Source organism: Alkalihalobacillus deserti, from assembly GCF_020734105.1.
Taxonomy (GTDB): Bacteria; Bacillota; Bacilli; order Bacillales; family Bacillaceae_D; genus Halalkalibacter; species Halalkalibacter deserti.
This window is the reverse complement of sequence record NZ_JAJAFR010000011.1, coordinates 22873-42805: the sequence shown is the minus strand read 5'-3', so window position 1 is coordinate 42805 and position 19933 is coordinate 22873. Positions and strand designations below refer to the sequence as shown.

Annotated in this window: 24 protein-coding genes; 20 read left to right on the top strand and 4 right to left on the bottom strand. The window is 35.8% G+C overall.

The window, feature by feature from the left end; translation table 11 throughout:
• The first annotated feature begins 11 nt into the window (after nucleotides 1-11).
• The 5 genes from LDX58_RS17410 (at nucleotide 12) to LDX58_RS26800 (ending at nucleotide 3506) form a co-directional block, all read left to right on the top strand.
• Nucleotides 12-842, top strand: a complete 831-nt coding sequence (locus LDX58_RS17410; protein ID WP_227938089.1) for an aldo/keto reductase — start codon at nucleotides 12-14, stop codon at nucleotides 840-842.
• A gap of 72 nt (nucleotides 843-914) precedes the next feature.
• On the top strand, nucleotides 915-1505 hold the full coding sequence (locus LDX58_RS17405; RefSeq protein ID WP_227938088.1) for a class I SAM-dependent methyltransferase: 591 nt from the start codon (nucleotides 915-917) through the stop codon (nucleotides 1503-1505).
• A 119-nt stretch (nucleotides 1506-1624) separates the two neighbouring features.
• Nucleotides 1625-2251: a CAP domain-containing protein gene (locus tag LDX58_RS17400; RefSeq protein ID WP_227938087.1), complete on the top strand. Its 627-nt coding sequence runs from the start codon at nucleotides 1625-1627 to the stop codon at nucleotides 2249-2251.
• A gap of 105 nt (nucleotides 2252-2356) precedes the next feature.
• Nucleotides 2357-3052: an MgtC/SapB family protein gene (locus LDX58_RS17395; protein WP_227938156.1), complete on the top strand. Its 696-nt coding sequence runs from the start codon at nucleotides 2357-2359 to the stop codon at nucleotides 3050-3052.
• A 307-nt stretch (nucleotides 3053-3359) separates the two neighbouring features.
• Nucleotides 3360-3506, top strand: coding sequence for a YjcZ family sporulation protein (locus tag LDX58_RS26800; protein WP_372459233.1), 147 nt, complete (start codon nucleotides 3360-3362; stop codon nucleotides 3504-3506).
• A 62-nt stretch (nucleotides 3507-3568) separates the two neighbouring features.
• Here LDX58_RS26800 and LDX58_RS17385 read toward each other — a convergent pair whose 3' ends face one another.
• Nucleotides 3569-3817: a hypothetical protein gene (locus LDX58_RS17385; protein WP_227938086.1), complete on the bottom strand. Its 249-nt coding sequence runs from the start codon at nucleotides 3815-3817 to the stop codon at nucleotides 3569-3571.
• 171 nt (nucleotides 3818-3988) lie between these two features.
• Here LDX58_RS17385 and LDX58_RS17380 point away from each other — a divergent pair, with 171 nt between their 5' ends.
• The 4 genes from LDX58_RS17380 to LDX58_RS17365 all read left to right on the top strand — a co-directional run bounded on the left by LDX58_RS17380 (nucleotide 3989) and on the right by LDX58_RS17365 (nucleotide 8632).
• Entirely contained in the window at nucleotides 3989-4693 is a 705-nt protein-coding gene (locus tag LDX58_RS17380; protein ID WP_227938085.1) for a class I SAM-dependent methyltransferase, read from the top strand.
• 912 nt (nucleotides 4694-5605) lie between these two features.
• A complete protein-coding gene (zwf, locus tag LDX58_RS17375; protein WP_227938084.1) occupies nucleotides 5606-7090 on the top strand; it encodes a glucose-6-phosphate dehydrogenase in 1485 nt (494 codons plus the stop codon).
• Nucleotides 7091-7538: 448 nt separating this feature from the next.
• Entirely contained in the window at nucleotides 7539-8450 is a 912-nt protein-coding gene (locus LDX58_RS17370) for a 5'-3' exonuclease (RefSeq protein ID WP_227938155.1), read from the top strand.
• A gap of 38 nt (nucleotides 8451-8488) precedes the next feature.
• Nucleotides 8489-8632 (top strand): small, acid-soluble spore protein, alpha/beta type, encoded by a 144-nt coding sequence (locus LDX58_RS17365; protein ID WP_227938154.1) that lies wholly within the window; start codon nucleotides 8489-8491, stop codon nucleotides 8630-8632.
• 147 nt (nucleotides 8633-8779) lie between these two features.
• Here the strand turns inward: LDX58_RS17365 and LDX58_RS17360 are convergent, their stop codons facing one another.
• The gene (locus tag LDX58_RS17360) at nucleotides 8780-10015 is read right to left on the bottom strand and encodes an MFS transporter (RefSeq protein ID WP_227938083.1); all 1236 of its coding nucleotides are present in this window, start codon (nucleotides 10013-10015) and stop codon (nucleotides 8780-8782) included.
• Between the two features lie 321 nt (nucleotides 10016-10336).
• On the opposite strand from LDX58_RS17360, the gene LDX58_RS17355 reads away from it, so the two are divergent.
• Entirely contained in the window at nucleotides 10337-10540 is a 204-nt protein-coding gene (locus tag LDX58_RS17355; protein ID WP_227938082.1) for a hypothetical protein, read from the top strand.
• 265 nt (nucleotides 10541-10805) lie between these two features.
• Entirely contained in the window at nucleotides 10806-11009 is a 204-nt protein-coding gene (locus LDX58_RS17350) for an alpha/beta-type small acid-soluble spore protein (protein WP_227938081.1), read from the top strand.
• Nucleotides 11010-11156: 147 nt separating this feature from the next.
• Here the strand turns inward: LDX58_RS17350 and LDX58_RS17345 are convergent, their stop codons facing one another.
• A complete protein-coding gene (locus LDX58_RS17345; protein WP_289623514.1) occupies nucleotides 11157-11582 on the bottom strand; it encodes a CBS domain-containing protein in 426 nt (141 codons plus the stop codon).
• 113 nt (nucleotides 11583-11695) lie between these two features.
• Between LDX58_RS17345 and LDX58_RS17340 the strand changes: the two genes are divergently transcribed.
• The 4 genes from LDX58_RS17340 (at nucleotide 11696) to LDX58_RS17325 (ending at nucleotide 14475) form a co-directional block, all read left to right on the top strand.
• Complete coding sequence (locus LDX58_RS17340; RefSeq protein ID WP_227938080.1) at nucleotides 11696-11842, top strand: hypothetical protein; 147 nt, start codon at nucleotides 11696-11698, stop codon at nucleotides 11840-11842.
• 28 nt (nucleotides 11843-11870) lie between these two features.
• On the top strand, nucleotides 11871-12020 hold the full coding sequence (locus LDX58_RS17335; RefSeq protein ID WP_227938079.1) for a hypothetical protein: 150 nt from the start codon (nucleotides 11871-11873) through the stop codon (nucleotides 12018-12020).
• Between the two features lie 452 nt (nucleotides 12021-12472).
• Nucleotides 12473-13168: a CDP-diacylglycerol--serine O-phosphatidyltransferase gene (gene pssA, locus LDX58_RS17330; protein WP_227938152.1), complete on the top strand. Its 696-nt coding sequence runs from the start codon at nucleotides 12473-12475 to the stop codon at nucleotides 13166-13168.
• A gap of 251 nt (nucleotides 13169-13419) precedes the next feature.
• On the top strand, nucleotides 13420-14475 hold the full coding sequence (locus LDX58_RS17325; RefSeq protein ID WP_227938078.1) for a DUF3900 domain-containing protein: 1056 nt from the start codon (nucleotides 13420-13422) through the stop codon (nucleotides 14473-14475).
• Between the two features lie 67 nt (nucleotides 14476-14542).
• On the opposite strand, the gene LDX58_RS17320 is transcribed toward LDX58_RS17325, so the two are convergent.
• On the bottom strand, nucleotides 14543-15514 hold the full coding sequence (locus LDX58_RS17320; RefSeq protein ID WP_227938077.1) for a cation diffusion facilitator family transporter: 972 nt from the start codon (nucleotides 15512-15514) through the stop codon (nucleotides 14543-14545).
• 202 nt (nucleotides 15515-15716) lie between these two features.
• On the opposite strand from LDX58_RS17320, the gene LDX58_RS17315 reads away from it, so the two are divergent.
• From LDX58_RS17315 to LDX58_RS17295, 5 genes are all read left to right on the top strand, one after another.
• Nucleotides 15717-15842: a DUF3900 domain-containing protein gene (locus LDX58_RS17315; protein WP_372459236.1), complete on the top strand. Its 126-nt coding sequence runs from the start codon at nucleotides 15717-15719 to the stop codon at nucleotides 15840-15842.
• Between the two features lie 359 nt (nucleotides 15843-16201).
• Nucleotides 16202-16813: a hypothetical protein gene (locus LDX58_RS17310; RefSeq protein WP_227938076.1), complete on the top strand. Its 612-nt coding sequence runs from the start codon at nucleotides 16202-16204 to the stop codon at nucleotides 16811-16813.
• Between the two features lie 196 nt (nucleotides 16814-17009).
• Nucleotides 17010-17672, top strand: coding sequence for a hypothetical protein (locus LDX58_RS17305; RefSeq protein WP_227938075.1), 663 nt, complete (start codon nucleotides 17010-17012; stop codon nucleotides 17670-17672).
• Nucleotides 17673-18280: 608 nt separating this feature from the next.
• The gene (locus tag LDX58_RS17300) at nucleotides 18281-18619 is read left to right on the top strand and encodes a hypothetical protein (protein WP_227938074.1); all 339 of its coding nucleotides are present in this window, start codon (nucleotides 18281-18283) and stop codon (nucleotides 18617-18619) included.
• 29 nt (nucleotides 18620-18648) lie between these two features.
• Nucleotides 18649-19662: a YheC/YheD family endospore coat-associated protein gene (locus tag LDX58_RS17295; protein WP_227938073.1), complete on the top strand. Its 1014-nt coding sequence runs from the start codon at nucleotides 18649-18651 to the stop codon at nucleotides 19660-19662.
• Nucleotides 19663-19933 lie beyond the last annotated feature (271 nt).

The window sequence follows — 19933 nt, the reverse complement described above, 5'->3', positions numbered from 1 at the left end:
GAGGAAAGACAATGTTAACAAGTTTACAAGAGACAACTACATTACATAATGGTGTAAAGATGCCTTGGTTCGGATTGGGCGTTTATAAAGCCGATAACGGTGAAGAAGTAATTGATGCTGTTACTTCGGCTATAAGAGCAGGATATCGTAGTATTGATACGGCTGCGGTCTATCAAAATGAAGAAGGCGTTGGACAAGCAGTAAAAGCAGCAGAAATTGCTCGAGAAGAATTATTTATTACATCCAAAGTTTGGAATACAGACCAAGGGTATGAAACGACATTACAAGCTTTTGATTTAAGTTTAGATAAATTAGGACTTGATTACTTAGACCTATATTTAATCCATTGGCCAGTTGCAGGGAAGTATAAAGAGACTTGGAAAGCTCTGGAGAAACTTTATAAAGATGGAAGAGTGAAAGCTATTGGTGTAAGTAATTTTCATGTGCACCATTTAGAAGATCTTTTAAAAGACGCTGAGATTAAGCCGATGGTCAATCAAGTCGAGTATCATCCACATTTAGCTCAACAAGAGCTCTTGGCTTTTTGTAAAAATGCAGGAATTCAATTAGAAGCCTGGTCCCCATTAAAACGAGGAGAGCTTTTAACGGAAGATAAGATTTTAAAAATTGCAGCGAAATATAACAAGTCTGCTGCTCAAGTTATTTTAAGATGGGATCTTCAAAATGAAGTTGTTACAATTCCTAAATCAGTAAAAGAACAACGTATTATTGATAATGCTGCAATTTTTGACTTTTCTCTATCAACAAAGGACATGGAAGTAATTAGTTCTCTAAATAAAAATGAGCGAGTCGGACCGGACCCAGATCATTTTAATTTCTAATCAAAGAAGGTGACATAGAGTCACCTTCTTTGAATATTGAGCACTGCCTAAAACAGTCCAGTTAGGAGAAAGATGAAAAGATTATTTGCAAGTTATTATGATTTAATGATGGATTTACTGGAACGAAAACTTATTAATAGCTGGAGAAAAGACCTGCTTCAACATGCAAAAGGGATGGTCTTGGAAATTGGATCAGGAACGGGAATTAATTTTCCGATTTATCGTGAATGTATTGAAGTGATTGCTGTTGAACCTAATCACTATATGATTCAACGAGCAGAAAGAAGAAGGAATTTAGCTCAAGTCCCTATAAAAATTATCGAGAAGAAAGCTGAAGCAATTCCATTCCCTGATGAATACTTTGATACGATTGTGATTACACTCGTGCTTTGTTCGGTGGACAATCAAGAGCAAGTATTACGAGAAATGAAGAGAGTTTTAAAGCCGAATGGAACAATATTAGTTTTAGAACATGTTCAAATGGAAGGGGCCTTTTATTCAAAACTACAAAAGTGGTTAACCCCTTTTTGGAGCAAAATTTGTGATGGCTGTCAACTTAACCGAAAGACGCAACATTCCATTGAACAAGCTGATTTACGTATAATATCTAAGAAGAGCTATTTAAAGGGATTTGCTATTTCTTTAGTTGTCACGAAACGGTAGTGGCATCTTATACAAGATCAAAATAACTAGTATCACTAAAAAACTTTGCTATTACGTGTATCGTTTTGAGCAAGCTAGAGAAAATAAGCTTGAACAAAACATTATGCGGAGGTAACAAAATGAAAAGATTAATGATTGCAGTTGTTCTTGTGATGTCCATTCTCTCTTTACAACCAACAGCAGATGCGGCAATTAAAATGTTCAACGAACCACCTTTTTCACATTATAAGGTATCAAAAGGTGATTCATTTTGGTTTATTGCGAAGCGGTATGGGTTGGATTACAAGGAGTTAATGCGTTTAAATCCTGATGTTGTCCCAACAAATATGCAAGTTGGTGAGGTCATTCGTTTAAAACCAGAAGCTTCTCATCATAGTGCATTTGAAGACCAAGTGGTGGCTCTTGTTAACCAAGAAAGACGTCAACGTGGATTAAATCCGCTTCAACATCGAGCTGATGTGAAAAATGTTGCACACAAAAAAGCACAGGATTTAATTAACTCTAATTATTTCTCTCACAATAGTCCAAACTACGGATCGCCATTTGATATGCTTCGTTCATTCGGCATAAGTTACCGGACAGCTGGTGAAAATATCGCAAAAGGACAAACAACCCCTGAGCAAGTAATGAAAGACTGGATGAATTCACCAGGTCATAGACAAAATATTTTGAAACCAGAATATGATACGATTGGTGTCGGTTTCTATCATGGTGCTTGGGTACAAATGTTTATTCAGGCTAGATAAAGAGGAGGTCCTGCTCATGTGAGTAGGACTTTTTTCCTTAATATAGAGGAAATGGATTATAAAATGGAGAATAAATTATTTATAGAAAAAGGTTGGGGGAATCAAATGTTTGTTGAAATTGAACTAAATAGTTTTTTGTTTAAATTAGCTATTGCAATATTTCTTTGTATTATTATCGGGTTAGAAAGAGAACTTAAAAGAAAGCCATTAGGGTTAAAGACTTGTTTAGTTATTGGGATCATGAGTTGTCTGCTTACGCATGTTTCGATCCTAGGAGCGGAACAATATGCAGTTGCTTATAGTAAACCAATGGATCCGCTTAGACTTGCAGCGCAGATCGTTTCTGGTATCGGGTTCTTGGGTGCAGGTGTTATCTTGAGACGAAACAATGATATGATTTCTGGATTGACAACGGCTGCCATGATATGGGGTGCAGGTGGTATTGGTATTGCTTGTGGTGCAGGTTTTTGGTTAGAGGCTGTTATAGCAACTGTATTATTATTAATAAGTGTGGAATTTCTACCGTTTTTATTTAAATTTATTGGTCCAAAAGCACTTCGACAAAAAGAGCTTAAAGCGAGAGTTATTGTCCAATCTGAACATCAATTAACTGAGATTTTAAAGAACATGAAACGTCAAGATATGAAAGCTAGAAAAGTAAGAGTGAAAGATCTAAAAGATTCAACAGCAAAGCAAATGGATTTGCTGCTTTTAGTAAATGAGAAAACTTATACAACCGATGTTTACTATGCACTCAAGCAAATGGAATACATAGACAGTGTCGATATAGAATCCATGTAAGAGGATGCGACATAGGTGTATCCTTATTTCCATTTAATTAATTTTACATATCGTCATTTCAGCATATAATTAATTTTGAATTTCTATAGAAGTACAAAAGAATAGGTGGATTTCTCAAAGTGTTTTTGTATGGATTATCGATTTTGAATGTTTATGAAATATAATTCCTTCTCATATAGCTATAGCAGTATCAGTTATTAGTAAAGGAATTATTGAAGAAAGTAGGAAAGAGCCCAAACGAGAAATGACTTTTTGCATAGGCTAGGAATTGTGAAGGTTAGCTTCGCGAATTGAAAGGAGTGTTTTTATGTCAACAGGAGCAGGTTATACAGGTGGTTTCTCATTGATTGTAGTTTTGTTTATTTTATTAGTAATTGTCGGGGCTAGTTGGTTAGGAACGGAATATAGCGCTGATTACGCACCTGGATACGAATATGGTGGATACGGATACTAAAGTTATAGGTTGAAGCTTGTCGAGTTATTCACTCGACAAGCTTTTTAGATTAAAGGTTCATTCTAGATCCACCATAAAGCAGCACCTAAAGCAAAACCACCGATTGCAGCTAATGCGATTGGAAAGCCCCAGCCCCAGCGACCGTAACCCCAGCCATAGCCGAATCCACCAAAGTGGCTTCCACCAGTCGGTTGGAGGTAAACATGAGTTTTCGTTACATTTGTAATGGTTCCTGAATACGTTTTGCCATCAACACAAGTAATTGTTACAACTTTTCCTCGATAAAGGCAACAAAGATCATAGTAAGACAAAGCATTCTCTCCCTTCTGCAATATCTAGACGTTCATGATCATTGTATTTTTATAAAGAGTGATTTGTTTGTGAATTTACCTAGTTTTTCTTGAATTCAGCAATAGTCACGAAGGAACCAGCTAAAAAAATGAACATAGAATGTGGAAAAGAATGAAAGTGGGAATGATGGGATGAATAATCTTAGCTATATCGACTTTTTAGCCGAGTTTACGATTAATAGTGCTCACCCAGGAGGAAAAGCAACGACAGAAGCGATTTTTAATAGGGAGGTCATAGACTCTAAAACGAAAATCTTAGATGTTGGTTGCGGTACGGGAGAAACAGCTTCTTATCTATCTAAAGCATTTAATTGTAAAGTATTCGCTATTGAACGACATCCTATAATGTTGGAAAAAGCGAGGGAGAGGATTGGGAAAAAGTCATCCTCTATTAAGTTAGTTGAGGGATCGATTGAACAATTGCCATATAAAAGTGATTCATTTGATTATGTTCTAATAGAATCCGTTCTTGCATTTGTAAGCATTAAAAAAGCATTAAATGAATGTAACAGAGTTTTAAAAAAAGGTGGAACTCTTATATTAAATGAACTGATATTACTAGAGAAATTAGCTGATTGGGAAATTGATACACTAAAAGCATTTTACGGTTTTATTGAATGCAATGTAGAAAACGATTGGAAAGTCTATCTTGATCAAGCAGGTTTCAAACAGATAGAGAAACTGAATCTTACTGTTCAAGAGATAAGTAAAGTGAATGAGTTAGAACTTAGTATTGATATGGATCCACAATTATTTGATATTCTTGATGAACATGAACGTTTATTAACAGAGTTTAAAGGAAGAATGGGAAACATCGTTCTTCGATGTCAAAAATAAAACGATATTTCCTGCGACAAAGGCATTAGTGTATAGAAAAAAACCGCAACTGAATTGGCTTTAAGGAGTAAGACACTTCTCACTCCAATGGCAATGACTGTGTTGATTGCTATGAGCAGAAAAGGTATAAAACTAAAGGCCACTGAAAAAGGTGAAAGTCGTTTTAGTGGCCTCTAGAACTGACTTTTTTCCTATCGATTAATTCTTCGGATAACTATTCTTATTATGCAAAAAATTAAATGGTTATACATAATCATTTAATTTAACGGTATAATGAAATAATAATTTATTGTTAATCAAGTATTCAATACTCAATAAAAATTTAAGGGTAGTTAGGATAATTCAGAAAGTGTTTCTTAATTTATTGAGAAATAAGACTGAAGCTACACTTTTTGGTGAAGAATTATCTATAAGAGCTTGGTTAAAAAAGGGAAGACCGCCCTTTTTGAGCCTTTAATATCCTCTCTCCTAATGCGGAGTTGCAATGGCTTCACTCACTGCGCGTCTATCCAAGAAAACCACTCGGATCGACTTAAAACATTGCAGTGGCTTCGCTCATTGCTTCGAGCTTGTTCAAAAAGGGAAGACCGCCCTTTTTGAACAAGCTCTATAAGAGTTAGCGGAAAATGTAATCACAAAATAGGATGATTTCTTTTAATCTTATCAAGAATCAAATAGATGATTACTTGCTTCTAAATTAAACTAAATCTCTATAAAATGGTGTCTTAAATACTGAAATGAATACGTTTAATTTAGTTATCTCAAATAAAAGATGAGAAATATAGGTTGAAACGAGCGATTAATAACAGTAAAGTAAGGTGAAGTTAAGAAATTTGACTTTATATGTCGATTTGAGTTACTTTTTTTATATTAATAAAAAAGGAACTAAGCAAAAAGAGAGGCCGGAATAAAATGAAAACCACATACAAACCTGAAACAACTTTAGTTATTTTTGGTGTAACGGGGGATTTAGCCAAAAGAAAATTATTCCCATCTATCTTCAAGTTATATAAAGCTGGAAAACTTTCCGACAGATTCGCTGTTGTAGGGGTTGCTAGAAGAGACTGGACAAATGAAGTCTTAAGAGAGGCAGTTAGTAACTCTTTACCAAAAGAAGAAAGTGAGGATTTAGTTTCAAAATTCATTTCTCATTTCTATTATTTACCTTTTGATGTCACAAATAAAGATTCCTATCGAGATTTAGACTCGATACTTCAACAACTAGAGCGCGATTATAACATACCTGGAAATCGAATTTTTTATATGGCAATGTCTCCAGAGTATTTTGGAACAATTGCACGAAGTTTAAAGGAAGAAAAGGTGACCGAAACAATCGGTTGGACACGGTTGATCATTGAAAAACCATTTGGCCGTGATCTACAGTCAGCAGAGAAGTTAAATAATGAAATTCGTCAAGCTTTCTCTGAAGATGAAATTTATCGAATTGATCATTATTTAGGCAAAGACATGGTTCAAAATATTGAAGTCATTCGTTTTGCTAATGCAATTTTTGAGCCACTATGGAATAACCAATATATATCTAACATTCAAATCACTTCTAGTGAAACTCTAGGGGTTGAAGATCGTGGTGGATACTATGAAACATCTGGAGCATTGCGCGATATGGTTCAAAATCATATGTTGCAAATGGTGTCTTTACTTGCAATGGACCCTCCCATCAGATTAACAACGGATGAGATCAGAAGTGAAAAAATTAAAGTACTACGTGCATTGAGAGACTTCACACCTGAACAAACGCCTGAGTATTTTGTTAGAGGTCAATATGAAGGTGGTACGATTCAAGGAAATAACCTCAAGGGTTATCGTGAAGAAAAAAATGTTGATGCTGAATCGATTACAGAGACCTATGTTGCAGGGAAGTTACTGATTGATAATCATCGATGGGCGGGAGTACCTTTTTACATTAGAACGGGAAAACGTCTAAGTGAAAAGTCTACTAAAATTGTGATTCAATTCAAAGATAGACCGATGAATCTCTACTATAGTGAAAATGAACAGATGAACTCGAATTTATTAATCATCTCCATTCAGCCAGATGAAGGGATTACTCTGCATTTGAATGGGAAGAAGATTGGTACTTCTGGTGAAACGACACCGGTTCAATTGGATTATTGCCATGATTGTGTCGATACGTCTAATACACCTGAAGCATACGAACGGTTGATTTATGACTGCATTCAAGGAGATGCTACGAACTTTGCACACTGGGACGAAGTTGATTTATCTTGGACATTTATTGATTCCATCTCAAAAGCCTGGGAAAGTAAAGACGTAGCCTTAGCATCGTATAAATCTGGCTCAATGGGTCCGAAAGAAGCCGACGATTTATTAGCGCAGGATGGATTCCATTGGTGGCCAATTTCAACTAGAGTATAGAAGGGAAGTACCAGTTTATCTCAAGATTCAGATCGGAGTTTTTAGATGTAATGGGACGAAGTTTAGCTTTGAATTTTGAAAGTAAAGGATAGTCTGTTTCCAACTTCGACATTTAAGCTGAAACTGTTGAGAACATTAATGATACTAATCAAGATCGGAACCTTGTTGGTACTTTTATGATTGAAGAATTCGTTGAACTTAAAACACCTCGGGAAATTTTACTAATAGATTAATACACTATTTAGGTGGAAATCACAGCATGTTTTCTCTAAAATTGACGTTAAAAGAGGAAAAACACTATTTCCTGCTGGTCAAAAAGGTACTGGTAAATGGACAAGGGATGTTGGCAGATTTAGGTGTACCGTTGTCGATATTTAACAAAATAAAAAGTGGTGGAAAGGCATGTGTGGTCACATGTCTTTTCCTTTTTAAGGGAGAGGTTGTTGGAATGAAAAAAAATAAAGTGATGTTAGTAGATGGAATGGCTCTGTTGTTTCGAGCTTTTTTCGCTACCGCTATGAGTGGTTATTATATGGTAAACAGTAAAGGTATTCCAACCAATGCTATCCATGGATTTGTAAAGCATTTATTCACGGCCATAAATACACATAAACCTACACATGTAATTTGTTGTTGGGATATGGGAAGCACCACTTATCGAACGGAAATGTATCCTAACTATAAAGCAAATAGAGGAGAACCACCTGTAGAGTTAATTCCACAATTTGATTTAGTTAAAGAAGTTGTTGAGGAGCTAAATATACCTAATGTTGGATTGGTTGGTTTTGAAGCTGATGACTGTATTGGAACGTTATCAAGTGAATTAAGTCAACATTCAGAAGTAATGATATTAACAGGTGATCAAGATATTTTACAACTCCTATCAAAAAATGTGACGGTTATTCTTTTGAAAAAAGGATATGGAAATTATGCCGTTTATAATGAAGAGGTCTTTTTTACAGAAAAAGGAATTAACCCTATGCAAATGATTGACTTAAAAGCATTGATGGGGGATAGCAGTGACAATTATCCGGGTGTAAAGGGAATCGGTGAGAAGACGGCGTTACGATTGCTTCAAACACATAAGAATATTGAGGGCATTTTAGAAAATTTATCTAGTTTAACGAAATCGCAAAGACAAAAAATTGAAACTGATTTAAAGATGTTGCATTTATGTAGAGAACTTGCAGCAATTAATTGCCAAGTCGATGTACGCTGTTCATTAGAAGAAGCAATATTGACGATTGATCGTATGAAAATGGTGAACAAGTTTCAAGAATTAGAGTTAAAGAACTTAGATAATGTCCTTGAGCAAGACTGCGTTTTTCCTGCTGAGAAATATGACAAAACAACCTTATGATTGTTTGTATATTATTATCCTAAACTCAGACATAATTAATAGGAAAGCGCTGTGGGCAGAATGGCAAACAGCTGAAGCGTGAAGTTGCACATAAGTTAGGTGTTCAACTAGATGCCGATGCAACAGGACGTTCAATCGGCTCTGTTGGTGGCAAAATCACTAAGCGTCTAGTTCAAAATTAGGAACACAGTTTGGTGATTCTTAGTTAAAATAATGAAACAGCTTGAACATTTCCCTTATGGAATGTTCAAGCTGTTTTTTAATAAGATAGGAAAGTTTAAATGAGTACATTAATGTGTTTAGAAGAAAAGAACGCTTTGCGGTTTCCCTTATAATAAATTATTATTCTCCTCAATCCATCGATCTGAAGGTAAAAAGAAGGTTAATATTCCTATCAATGGAAGTGTAACGGTGAAAAGAATCGTATTATTTAACCCAATAACGTCTGCTAATATACCAAGAGCAACAGATCCGATTGCCCCCATACCAAAGGCCAGCCCGACAATAAGGCCTGATACCATCCCAATTTTTCCTGGGACAAGTTCCTGAGCGTATACGACAGAAACAGAGAAGCTTGATAAAATAATAAAACCGATTATGAAAACGAATGGATAGGCAAGAATAGGACCGACATGTGGCAGTATTAGTGTTAAAGGTGCTGAGCCTAGCATCGATAACATGATGATGTTTTTTTTGCCATAGCGATCTGCAAGAGGCCCACCTGCAAATGTTCCTATTGCCCCAGCAGCTAAAAAGATAAATAAATATATTTGCGCTTGCCCAATCGTTGTCTCGTATTGATTAATAACGTAAAAAGCATAGAAGTTTGTCATACCAGCATGAAACCATGAACGAGCGAAGACTAAAAATATCAGTAAAGAAATAGCAAAGACGATCTTTTTTTGCTTACCTTTTTGTTGCGTTGTTTTCCCTTTTTTAATAGAACGTGTCGCAGTTATGGAAACTTGCTCATCATACCAGCGCGCAATGTAAACTAAAAGACCGATGGCAAGTGCTGCTACGAATGTAAACCATATAGAACCGAATTGACCAAGAGGAACAAGAATTAAAGCTGTGATTAATGGTGCCAAAGCCTGACCGGCATTTCCGCCCACTTGGTAAATGGATTGAGCTAGTCCACGACGTCCTCCGGCGGCCATGTAAGCAACTCGCGAGCCTTCAGGATGGAAGGTAGCGGACCCTAGTCCGATAAAAATAACAGAGATAACGATAAACCAAAACGAGGAAGCAAAAGCTATTCCAAGCACTCCTAGGAAGGTGAAGCATAATCCGACTGGTAAAGCATAAGGTGTTGGTTTCTTGTCTGTATATGTACCAACAACAGGTTGAATAAGCGATGACGTAAGGTTCAATGCGAATGCAATAAGTCCTAATTCAGTAAATGACAGTCCCATTGATCGCTGTAATATAGGGAACATAGCAGGGACTAGAGCTTGAATAGAATCATTGAGCAGGTGAACAAATCCAATAATTAGTAAGATCCGATAAGCAGTTTTTTGTTCATGTAAACGTGTGGCTATTTGTTCTGATTGCTGAGCTTGCATGAGTACTCCTTCTTTCTATATACGAAATAATAATAACCAAATTATATCATGTGTCTTATGTTTAGAGATTGCCATTTATTAACATTAAAATAAAAGTTTGGGTGTATCGATAAGCAGTCTTAATTGAGTGGTATATCTCGATGATTGAAAAAGGATCAACAAGATTCAATGAGCATAAGAGTCTATGTAAGCAAAGACAAGACATAGAAAAAATAACATGCTTCTAACCATATTCATAGTCATTTCCAAAAATCACTAAAAAAAAAGGAATGGAATTAAGAAGTTCGGTAATAATAAGCTTGGTAAAGGAGGTGACCACTAATGGCTAACAGAAACAATAACAATAACAACAACAACAACAACAACAACAGAAACAATAATAATAACAACAACAACAACAATGCTGAATTGGAAAATGCAAATGTTGAATTTGCAAATGAAAACGACGCACAAGATCTAAACAACCGTAATAACCGTAACAATCGCAACAATAACAACAACAACAATAACAACAACAACAACTAACATACGTATCAAACTGCTTTACACATAATGGAAGTCTGCAGTGTATAAGATCCTAGCTTAGCTAGGGTCTTATTTTAAAAGATATGAGTTTTAAAATTTGATCGATTTTTTAATGAAGTATAAGAAGGCTAATCGAAAACTGCCCCTGCAGTTTTCTTATTACGTAATAAAGGAAGTAGTTAACTATATTACCAGTCTTTTCATTACATAAGAATGCCCCTGTTACAAAAGATAGTAATACAATATTAAAGTGAGGTGATACAGGATGGCAAACAACAACAGTAGCAATAAGCTTCTGGTACCAGGAGTTGAACAAGCTCTTGATCAAATGAAGTATGAAATTGCACAAGAATTCGGGGTTCGTTTAGGCTCAGACGAAACAGCTCGCTCTAACGGTTCTGTTGGTGGAGAAATTACTAAACGACTTGTTCAACAAGCCGAACAACAATTTAGTGGTTTAAATAAATAAATAAGGATGGATTTAGCAGCTTGAACAATGTTCAAGCTGCTTTCCTCATGTTATTGAATAATTGTAAGGGAATATATTGTAGGTCGTTTGAAATGAAACTAGAAAAAAGCCCCACTACAGAAGTGGGGCTAGGTATTGATTTGCTTTTTAATTATGATCTCTCTCGGAGATTTCAGACAGCGCTTCGCCAGCTTCATTCTCATAAATATTTTCAACCGCTAAATCACCAATCGCAATCATTCCAACAATCTGACCATTTTCAACAACCGGTAAGCGACGGATTTGATGCTGTGCCATCATGTTTGCAGCTTCATGTGGATCCGTTGATGGTGATGCAACAGTTAGGTTTGTTGACATGCAATCTTCAACAGCAACATGAGTATCTTGACCAATAGCAGTTGAACGTAGTGTTATGTCACGATCTGTAATAATCCCTACAAGTTCACCATTTTTCACAACTGGAATTGAGCCAATATCATTGTTCTTCATCAATGTTGCTGCCTCTTGAATAGATTGATCAGAATTAATGGTTATAACGTCTTTTGACATAATTTCTCCAATGTTTTGTGTCAATTAAAACACCCCTTTCAAGAAGAGTATCTCTTAAAGACTAAATATTTATTCATGTGATATTTAATGCTACTATGTAGATAGTCAATCTTTTTTAGAATGGATGGAGAGGATTCATGAAACAACCATTATTTTACATAGATCAATACATAAAAGAATTTACGGCAAGAATTGAAAAGGTAGCGACCTTAGATGGAAAATGGCATGTGGTATTGCCTTTTATCCAACAGGCGGTGACGTGTCGCATGATGAGGGTTTATTAGCAAATGAACCTGAATTGGATGCAAAAAGTTGATGGAGATTCGACATTACATAAATCAAGATTTGCAGTTAGAAGGAAATCAAGTACTAATAAAAGGGAATGTTCGACTATTCGTTTGCGGCAACCGAGTGTTAGCCCAGTTTGCTCAAAAACAAGAAGTGTTAACAGAGTTAACTTAATTAGTAAGCGCCCCACAAAACGAAATAAGTAAAGCGATTAAAAGACTTCTTCAGAGTGAAAAGCACTTAGAAAAACAGTTAGAGGAAATGGAAGATAAGCTCCTATTTCATTTGAAGCAAGACATTTGTTACAAAAAGGTTCAGCTATGAGAGAGTTTTTGTCAATCGACCTTATAAAGAATTGTAAAAGCTTGCACGAAGGTAAAGGAAACGAGTTCCTTGTCCAAGGAGGAGGGCAGACAATCATATCAGGCGAGGATTTTCTGGGGAATTTAACATAATTATTAAGTACAATTATGATAACAATGATCAAGATGGAGAAAATAAACCGGTGGTAAAACGATAAATATTTTAGAACCTGAATAAGCTTACATCCATCTATAGAGATTGCAAAGATTCACTGTGTTTTTTGAAATTTTTTAATAAGAACAATTAAAAGGAGCGTGATGATTCTGCGGTTTACAAAGAGTATCCCGAATATCTTCACTTTAGGAAATTTATTTTGCGGGTTTTTATCGATTGGGTATGCGGCTAATGGTCAATACAAAAACGCAGCCATTTTGATTTTGATCGGTATGATGCTAGATAGTATGGACGGTAGATTAGCTAGAATGTTAAAAGCCGATAGTGCATTAGGAAAGGAATTAGATTCCTTAGCAGATATTGTTACGTTTGGTGTCGCCCCTTCATTTCTAGTGTATTATACATATTTTTATCAATTTGGATTAATTGGTATGATGATTGCAGGACTGTTTCCTTTGTTTGGTGCTTATCGATTAGCTAGGTTTAATATAAGCTCGAACAAATCTTCACAGAATTACTTTGTTGGTGTCCCTATAACCGCTGCTGGTGGAATATTGGCTTTGCTAACGCTTTTCGGGGAGTGGATTCCAAACATTATCACGACAGTTCTATTCACATCCTTATGTTTTTTAATGGTAAGTAAGGTTAGAATCCCAAGTTTGAAAGACGTTCCTTTACCCAAATACGGAACAATTGTAACTGTTTTTCTTGGTTGTGCCTTATACATCATTTTTAAGGGGACTTACGGTTCATTTCCATATTTAATTTATATTGCTACGCCACTTTATATTACTTATTTGGCCTATCGATTTGTAAAAGGGAGAAATAAAAATAGCCTTAATTGACGTGATATGGGTCTACCAATTAGCAAACGTATGAGTGAGGTAGCTTCTATCTTTAGTCATTCTTATCATCCTGCTGTTGTAAAATGAATATGTATTATTATGAATTGGGGTTCGCACCCACTAAAGGTTGAAAATCAATCTTATAAAGGAAAGGAGGCACAAGCGTGTCTCTTTTGTGTTATTGTAATCATTCGATGTATAATACGAAAGTTATTTTAAATTGAGAAATATGATAAAAGGTGATGAATATGGTGGATTTTGCAATACAGTACTTATCTTTTTTTGTTATTCAAGTAGATGGTCAAGGAGAACAGGCCGATAAAACATATAAGCATTATCAAACATTAGATGAAGCTAAGTATGTTGATAGTGCGCTTAAAGACTTTTTAGATGGTGAATTAATGAAAGTCGCCAAGCGGAAAGTAGAACGTAACGCAAAATCAGAACAAGTACCAACAAAAATTGGTCGTTTTATTGTGGAACCAGGATATGATTTAAATACAAACCCCAATTACAATATGTTCAATCGTATACGTAGGGCAGAGTCATCAGAAGAATTTAAAACAAATAGTGAGGAACTAGTACGAGCTTATATGGACACGAGCGCAATTCGTGGTGGAGCGCTATTGGTATTACGAGCTAAATTCAACAAATACTTTGATGATCCATTTGTCTTTATTTTAAAATGTGATTTCGAACAAAAAGTTGCGACCATTACAGATGAAAAAACAATGATCCGTCAAGTTGAAAGAGCGATCACAACTAAGAATATGAAATCGATTCAATATCCTTACATGCCTGAAGAAGGAATGACGGAAGAGTGGGAGCTAAAGATTCATCAATCCTCTCACGCTCGCTATTTTGAAGACTTTTTAAAATTCGTCGAGTACCATCAGTCAATGCCAGAAATCGTCAAAACCCAAGTGATGCAAATCGCCCAGCAGCACATTGCTGAAACGTACCAGGAGGAGAGTCCTGAGCGGATTAAAGAAGAAGAGTACATTGAAGCTTGGTCAAACACACCTGTAAGAGAAATGCAGGAGAAATGGACCCCAGAGCAAGTCGTGGAGGCATCTGCACCAATCGTCGAGCATCAGCCAGAAATCGAGTTGAAGCTAAAGCTTGACCATATTGATGTGAAGGCGATGTTGTCTGATTTCGGTGAATCACTGCATATTGCTAAGGTGAACGGAAGATATGTGATTGTCATTGAAGGAGATGCGTTTACGTTTGAGAAGGGGGTTTCGCCGGTTGAGTTTTTGAAGCCGGAGCCCTTAGACGCGGTGTTAAGGAAGATTGGGAGGTAAGCTAAGTTATTGAATACAGAACGGGGTTTGCCATAATCAGATTTCAAAAAGGAATCTGATTATGGTATTATTTCTTCTTTTCTAGTTGACCTTTTTTCTTCGCCCAGTGATTAACTTTATCTGTCTCATCAAACGCAATTATCACATCTGTAACACTTTCGTGAGTGAGTATCTTAGTCTCTAAACGATCTTTAATATCATCTGCTTGGGCTATAGATAGGCTTGGATCTACTTCAACTTCGAGTTCTACATGCAGTTCCTCTCCTTCGCGAATAACAACAATTTTTTGTACATCTTTGACACTCGAGTCTTGCATGACAAGTTCTCCAATACGTGCTTCCATTTCTGGATCTGATTCACCAATCGCACCTGTTACATTATCCATAAAGACTCGGCTTACAACGTAAAACATCGATAAGCCAATTATTACTGAGGCTACACCTTCAGCTTGTTTAAATGGAGTAAAGTGACTAGTAAGAACAGCAATTATAGCCAAGAGTCCACCACAAGAAGCAACTAAATCTTCCATAAATACAAGTCTTGTAGCGGGGGAGGCTTTTTTTAGGTGTTTGAAACTTAAGAAAATAACTTGAAAACCTGTCTTTTCGACTCCAGCTTCTTTAAGAACATAATTCATTGCTTTGTAAAGAACAAAAAATTCTAATATAACACCAACGATAAAAACAGTGAGGAGAAGGAAAAGGCCTCCACTCTCAGTCGGGTGAAGGAGGTGATGAACACCTTCTTTTACCGTCTCATAAGACATAATCGCAACAACTAACACCGCAGCAAGACATACAAGGTGAACAACTCGACCGAAACCATTTGGAAATCGAGGAGTCGGTGGTTTTTTTGACAGTGCTGTCCCAATATAGACAAAGCCTTGGTTAGCTGAATCTGCTAAGGCGTGCATAAACTCGGCAAACATGGCGGTATTGCCTGTGACAAACCATGCTCCACCTCGAATGCCTGCAATAAAAAGGTTAACGATTGACGCAATTAGAGAAGATTTGTTCCCTTTTTTTAATAGTTCTAACATGAAAGACCTCCCTTATAAAATTATAGTTTTCCCTAACTCGAACTATATATTAAAAGTGAAGAGAAAAATTCAGGCTGATCCAAGAAAAAGAGTACATCGAAGTTTGTTCGCCACCAGTACGGTATCTCCAAAAAATGGATGATCGAACAAGTCGTTGAAGCATCTGCACCGATTGTTGAAAGTCAACCAACATATTGCGAAAGTGAATGGGAAGTATGTGATTGTGATTGAAGGAGATGCGTTTACATTTGAGAAGGGGATATCGCCTGTGGAGTTTTTGAAGGCGGAGCCTAGACGAGGTGTTAAGGAAAATTGGGAGGTAGAGTAGTTTATAAAACCTTTTGTGGGATTTGTGACCAGAAGTGTGACCAATAATTTAATTCATACTTGTCTATATTAGGTTTCAAAACATAAGTAAGCACCCCCAATCATCATGGAGAGATTTTTCTATTAGTTAGGTTTTGAATACGTGGTGAACACAAGTGTCACAGCCAGCCATGAAGTATTGATTTATCAACGTTTTGTGGGTACTCACAAATGGAATCGTATAATCAACAAGAAAAACTACTACCTTTCTTTAATAAATTAATGAAAATCCTAAGTAGCTATCGATTCTCTATTGTGACCATTTTAGGTAAGCGTCATAAGATAACAATGCCTAAAAATATGGTTGCGGAGGTATAGTAAATGAATACAAAAAAAGATGCTAGTCTAACAAATGAAGCCGTCCTCATTCAATCCGTGATATGTTCTAAAAAAGTAAAACTGATCGCTCATACCAAGACAACTTTAAAAAGGATTAAAAGTGGTAACAGTCAATTTATCCCTGAAGTATCAAGTATTCAAATCAATGCCACACTTCTAAAGGATCTTATTGTCATTCAAGGATTTATAAAAGGTAGTATTATTGTTGATGGAAAACTTGTTAAAAACACTACATTACCGTTTCAGGAAGAAATCTTTTGTGATGGTATCTGTCCAGGTGATGTACTAAAACACACGAGTCCTTCTTTAGAAGGAGTATTGCCTCCACAATTTATACCACACGAAGGACATGAAGGGTGCAACATTGTATTTAAAGTTATCTTAAGTATTCAAGCTACAGTAGTAAGGGAAAAATTAGGTACTATTAATGTTACGATTATTGGAGATATCAATGAAAACAGATGCAAATCTCCATTTAATCCAAGTTTAATCGTTTCTTGTGATGGAGAAAAAGAAACGTGCGAAGATGATTTTTACTCTGAGCAAGAAATAGATACTGATTTTCCGTGTTTAAATGAAGATTGCAAAGACTAAAGATATTAATTTCCTTCTTTGTTTAAAGCCCGCTATGAATCCAAGCATAGCGGGCTTTTAGGTGTGATGACATCTCACAACATGTGCCCCTTTTTTTTCTTTAAGAAATGAATAAGATGACTAGAACGAGCCGTTTCCTTATTTCATACGATATATAGATTCATCAAATAAAACTTAATCTAAGGAGTGATTTATTTTGGATTTTTCATGTAATAACCACAATCGTAATGTCTCTGATTTATGTTGTCCAAAAGAACAACCTAAAATGGCGCAACCGAGCGTGGAATGTTTAAAGGTTTTATCTGTCATTTGTACTAAATCAGTACAAAAAGTAGCTGAGTTAAGAGTACCAACTGCTGAATTAGGTATTGGAGATGATGTAGATCTAACCTTAATCTCGTTCTCAAATGTAACAGCAAATCCTAATGGAATTGTAATGAGAGGAACGTTAATAGATGGTAAGGTTGTTAATTCAGGGTTTGTTCCGGTTACAGCTACCCTGAATGTTGCAGGGATAGATGACCCTATAGTAGATGAACTTATCTCATTAAACCTTCCATTTCAGGCAGAAACGGAATGTCCTGGGGCATGTGTGGGAGATGATTTACAAGAGACGGTTCCAGTTATCGAGGCAGTACTAGAGCCAGTCATTACTCCAGGAATCACAGTTGCTGGGACTGCATCATTAGCTACTATTACGTTTAAGGTAATTATCAGAACACAAATTACTGTTTCAAGAGAAAAGCTTGTTCAAGCAGGAGTAACAGTTCTAGGTGATATCAACCCAGATCGTTGTACGACACTTCAACCTACAATGCCAACTTCCAGAACAGTCACATTCTTTAATGGTAATGGATAATAATAGATAGAATGGTTTCTAGGTTTGCAGACTAAAAGGTTAGGAAGGAATTGATAGCTTCCTTCCTAACCTTTTCAATAAGTATGAGCATTTCCATGGTTAATAGCTTTTCTACACCCGAATAGATAAATTCGATTTCGTACTTACTCTTATTATTAATGAACAACATAGTTTAAAGTGAAAAATATTTAAGTACAGGTTGTAATGTTGAAAAACGATTTTAATTATATCTAATTCTGTAATTCCTAAAACATAAAAAAGCTAACATTAATTTAAAAGCCTAATCTAATGGCTTTCGTTCAGTTTGGGCGATAACAGGAGTTGGGTAAAATTATGCAGACGATTGTATTTATTGAGACAAATAAATCAGGTTCTAGTTAAACACGAATAGCGTTAAAGGGAATACTTATTTTTCCTTTTTTATAGTATTAAATCCAAAAAACTAAGTGATCAATCACTTTATATCAAGTAAGCTCGGCGTTAACCACTAATTGTGAAAGCTTCTTACCGACAGGATCGAAGGACGATATTTTTTAATGTAGATGATCAACAACAACTAAAACCAACAATCCAAAACGATTATAAGAAAGTTTCATGATCAACCAGTATTGATTGATGAGTATGTAGATGGACCACAGTATTTGTTAGAAGTTCTGGTGAACCGCCTGATTGAAATAGGATTTGGTATCAATTTAGTTCAAGAAACGATTAAATTGTATACAAGTCAAATAGCTTCGCTTGTTCAACCTTATCAAAAGTACGATTATGTTCATTATATTACAGTGAATACAACAGGAAGGCTGAAAAAAGTAATGGATAAACGACGGGCATTACGTTATGAAAGAGTAGAAGGGATATACATTAAAACTCGTAAATGTGCATTTTTATCATCACCGTTATCGATGGGACGTCGGTACGCTATCAAAAGCAATCCAATTACAATTTGATCCACTAGAATAAGAGGAGGTTACGAAAATTGGTTACTGTAGGGATGCTGTCTCACCGTAAGGACCCAAGAACGGTATTTAAAGCCTATGCATATGCAGCTACCGCTAAAATGGAAGGTGTTGACTTTTATTTTTTTTCGCCTGGATGTGTCAATTTTAATGACCGAAGCATTCTAGGTTGGATTTATGAAGACGGACAATGGCTACAAAAAAGGAGGCAGTTTCCTGATGTCATTTATAACTCAAGTTCTCCTATGACGGAAAAGCAGGAAGAAATTGTTGAAGAATTAAAAGAAATTATTCCTTTTACAAGCCATTCCATCGGCGATAAAATTGATGTCTATCAAAACATAAAGGACGCAAAAATATTTGAGCATTATTTAATTCCTTCTATTGAAATTATGAAATCTCAAGATGTGTTTGAGTTTCTTAATAAATATCAAAAAATTGTCTTAAAACCACTTAACGGTCATAAAGGACAAAACATTCTTTTTGCATGGAGAAATAAAGAAAACTTTATTGTTCAACAAGACAAGACAACAGTGGAGATGAGTAAAACAAAATTTGAGGTGTTCGCCAAAAAGTTAACAAAAGTAAGTTATCTTGCTCAAGCATTTATAGAATCAACAACGAGAACTGGTTTAGCGACTCACTTTCGATTACATGTTCAAAAAAATGGGATAGGGAAATGGGCATTAACAACGCTTTATCCTGGTATAGCAAGTGAGGGATTAGTTGCTAACTTAAGCAACGGTGGTTACACAACAATGTTAGAATGTTTTTTAAAACAGGAGTTTGACGATGAATATTACAATATTAAAAGATATATGGAGCAATTTTCAATCAATTTTTGTGAACATTTTGACAGTTTGTATGATAATTCACTTGATGAGTTAGGAATTGACATCGGTTTGGATTCAAACCATAGAATTTGGATTTATGAAGTGAATTGGAGGCCAGGTACTCCTCCCATTTTTTCTCTAGAATTAGATGTTGCAAAGCAAATGATTCGATACGCACGGTATTTAGCCGAAATGAGCTAAAGCCAATGGAAAGGATCGAGGAGAGCTGTGAACAGTTGATCTTATGATTCTAAAGATAGAGAAAACCTCTCTTCAACAACCAGGCGCTTTAAATAGATGAACATACTTTTTTAAATCTAATTAACGTGATTTAATAATACGTGAAGAAATTAAACCGCCTATAAGTTTAACTGATCTGTCAATGAAACTAAAAGATGAGGAAAACCTTCAAGGAAAACTAGGATTTGACACCATCAGTACTTCACAACTTCCCAATGTTATTTGAAATGAT

What these genes read in the sequence shown, in the direction of transcription:
- LDX58_RS17410 (WP_227938089.1), top strand. Translation starts at nt 12, where the DNA reads ATGTTAACAAGTTTACAAGAGACAACTACATTACATAATGGTGTAAAG.
- zwf (WP_227938084.1), top strand. Translation starts at nt 5,606, where the DNA reads ATGAAAACCACATACAAACCTGAAACAACTTTAGTTATTTTTGGTGTA.
- LDX58_RS17400 (WP_227938087.1), top strand. Translation starts at nt 1,625, where the DNA reads ATGAAAAGATTAATGATTGCAGTTGTTCTTGTGATGTCCATTCTCTCT.
- LDX58_RS17405 (WP_227938088.1), top strand. Translation starts at nt 915, where the DNA reads ATGAAAAGATTATTTGCAAGTTATTATGATTTAATGATGGATTTACTG.
- LDX58_RS17320 (WP_227938077.1), bottom strand. Translation starts at nt 15,514, where the DNA reads ATGTTAGAACTATTAAAAAAAGGGAACAAATCTTCTCTAATTGCGTCA.
- LDX58_RS17395 (WP_227938156.1), top strand. Translation starts at nt 2,357, where the DNA reads ATGTTTGTTGAAATTGAACTAAATAGTTTTTTGTTTAAATTAGCTATT.
- LDX58_RS17360 (WP_227938083.1), bottom strand. Translation starts at nt 10,015, where the DNA reads ATGCAAGCTCAGCAATCAGAACAAATAGCCACACGTTTACATGAACAA.
- LDX58_RS17355 (WP_227938082.1), top strand. Translation starts at nt 10,337, where the DNA reads ATGGCTAACAGAAACAATAACAATAACAACAACAACAACAACAACAAC.
- LDX58_RS17340 (WP_227938080.1), top strand. Translation starts at nt 11,696, where the DNA reads ATGAAACAACCATTATTTTACATAGATCAATACATAAAAGAATTTACG.
- LDX58_RS17370 (WP_227938155.1), top strand. Translation starts at nt 7,539, where the DNA reads ATGAAAAAAAATAAAGTGATGTTAGTAGATGGAATGGCTCTGTTGTTT.
- LDX58_RS26800 (WP_372459233.1), top strand. Translation starts at nt 3,360, where the DNA reads ATGTCAACAGGAGCAGGTTATACAGGTGGTTTCTCATTGATTGTAGTT.
- LDX58_RS17380 (WP_227938085.1), top strand. Translation starts at nt 3,989, where the DNA reads ATGAATAATCTTAGCTATATCGACTTTTTAGCCGAGTTTACGATTAAT.
- LDX58_RS17350 (WP_227938081.1), top strand. Translation starts at nt 10,806, where the DNA reads ATGGCAAACAACAACAGTAGCAATAAGCTTCTGGTACCAGGAGTTGAA.
- LDX58_RS17310 (WP_227938076.1), top strand. Translation starts at nt 16,202, where the DNA reads ATGAATACAAAAAAAGATGCTAGTCTAACAAATGAAGCCGTCCTCATT.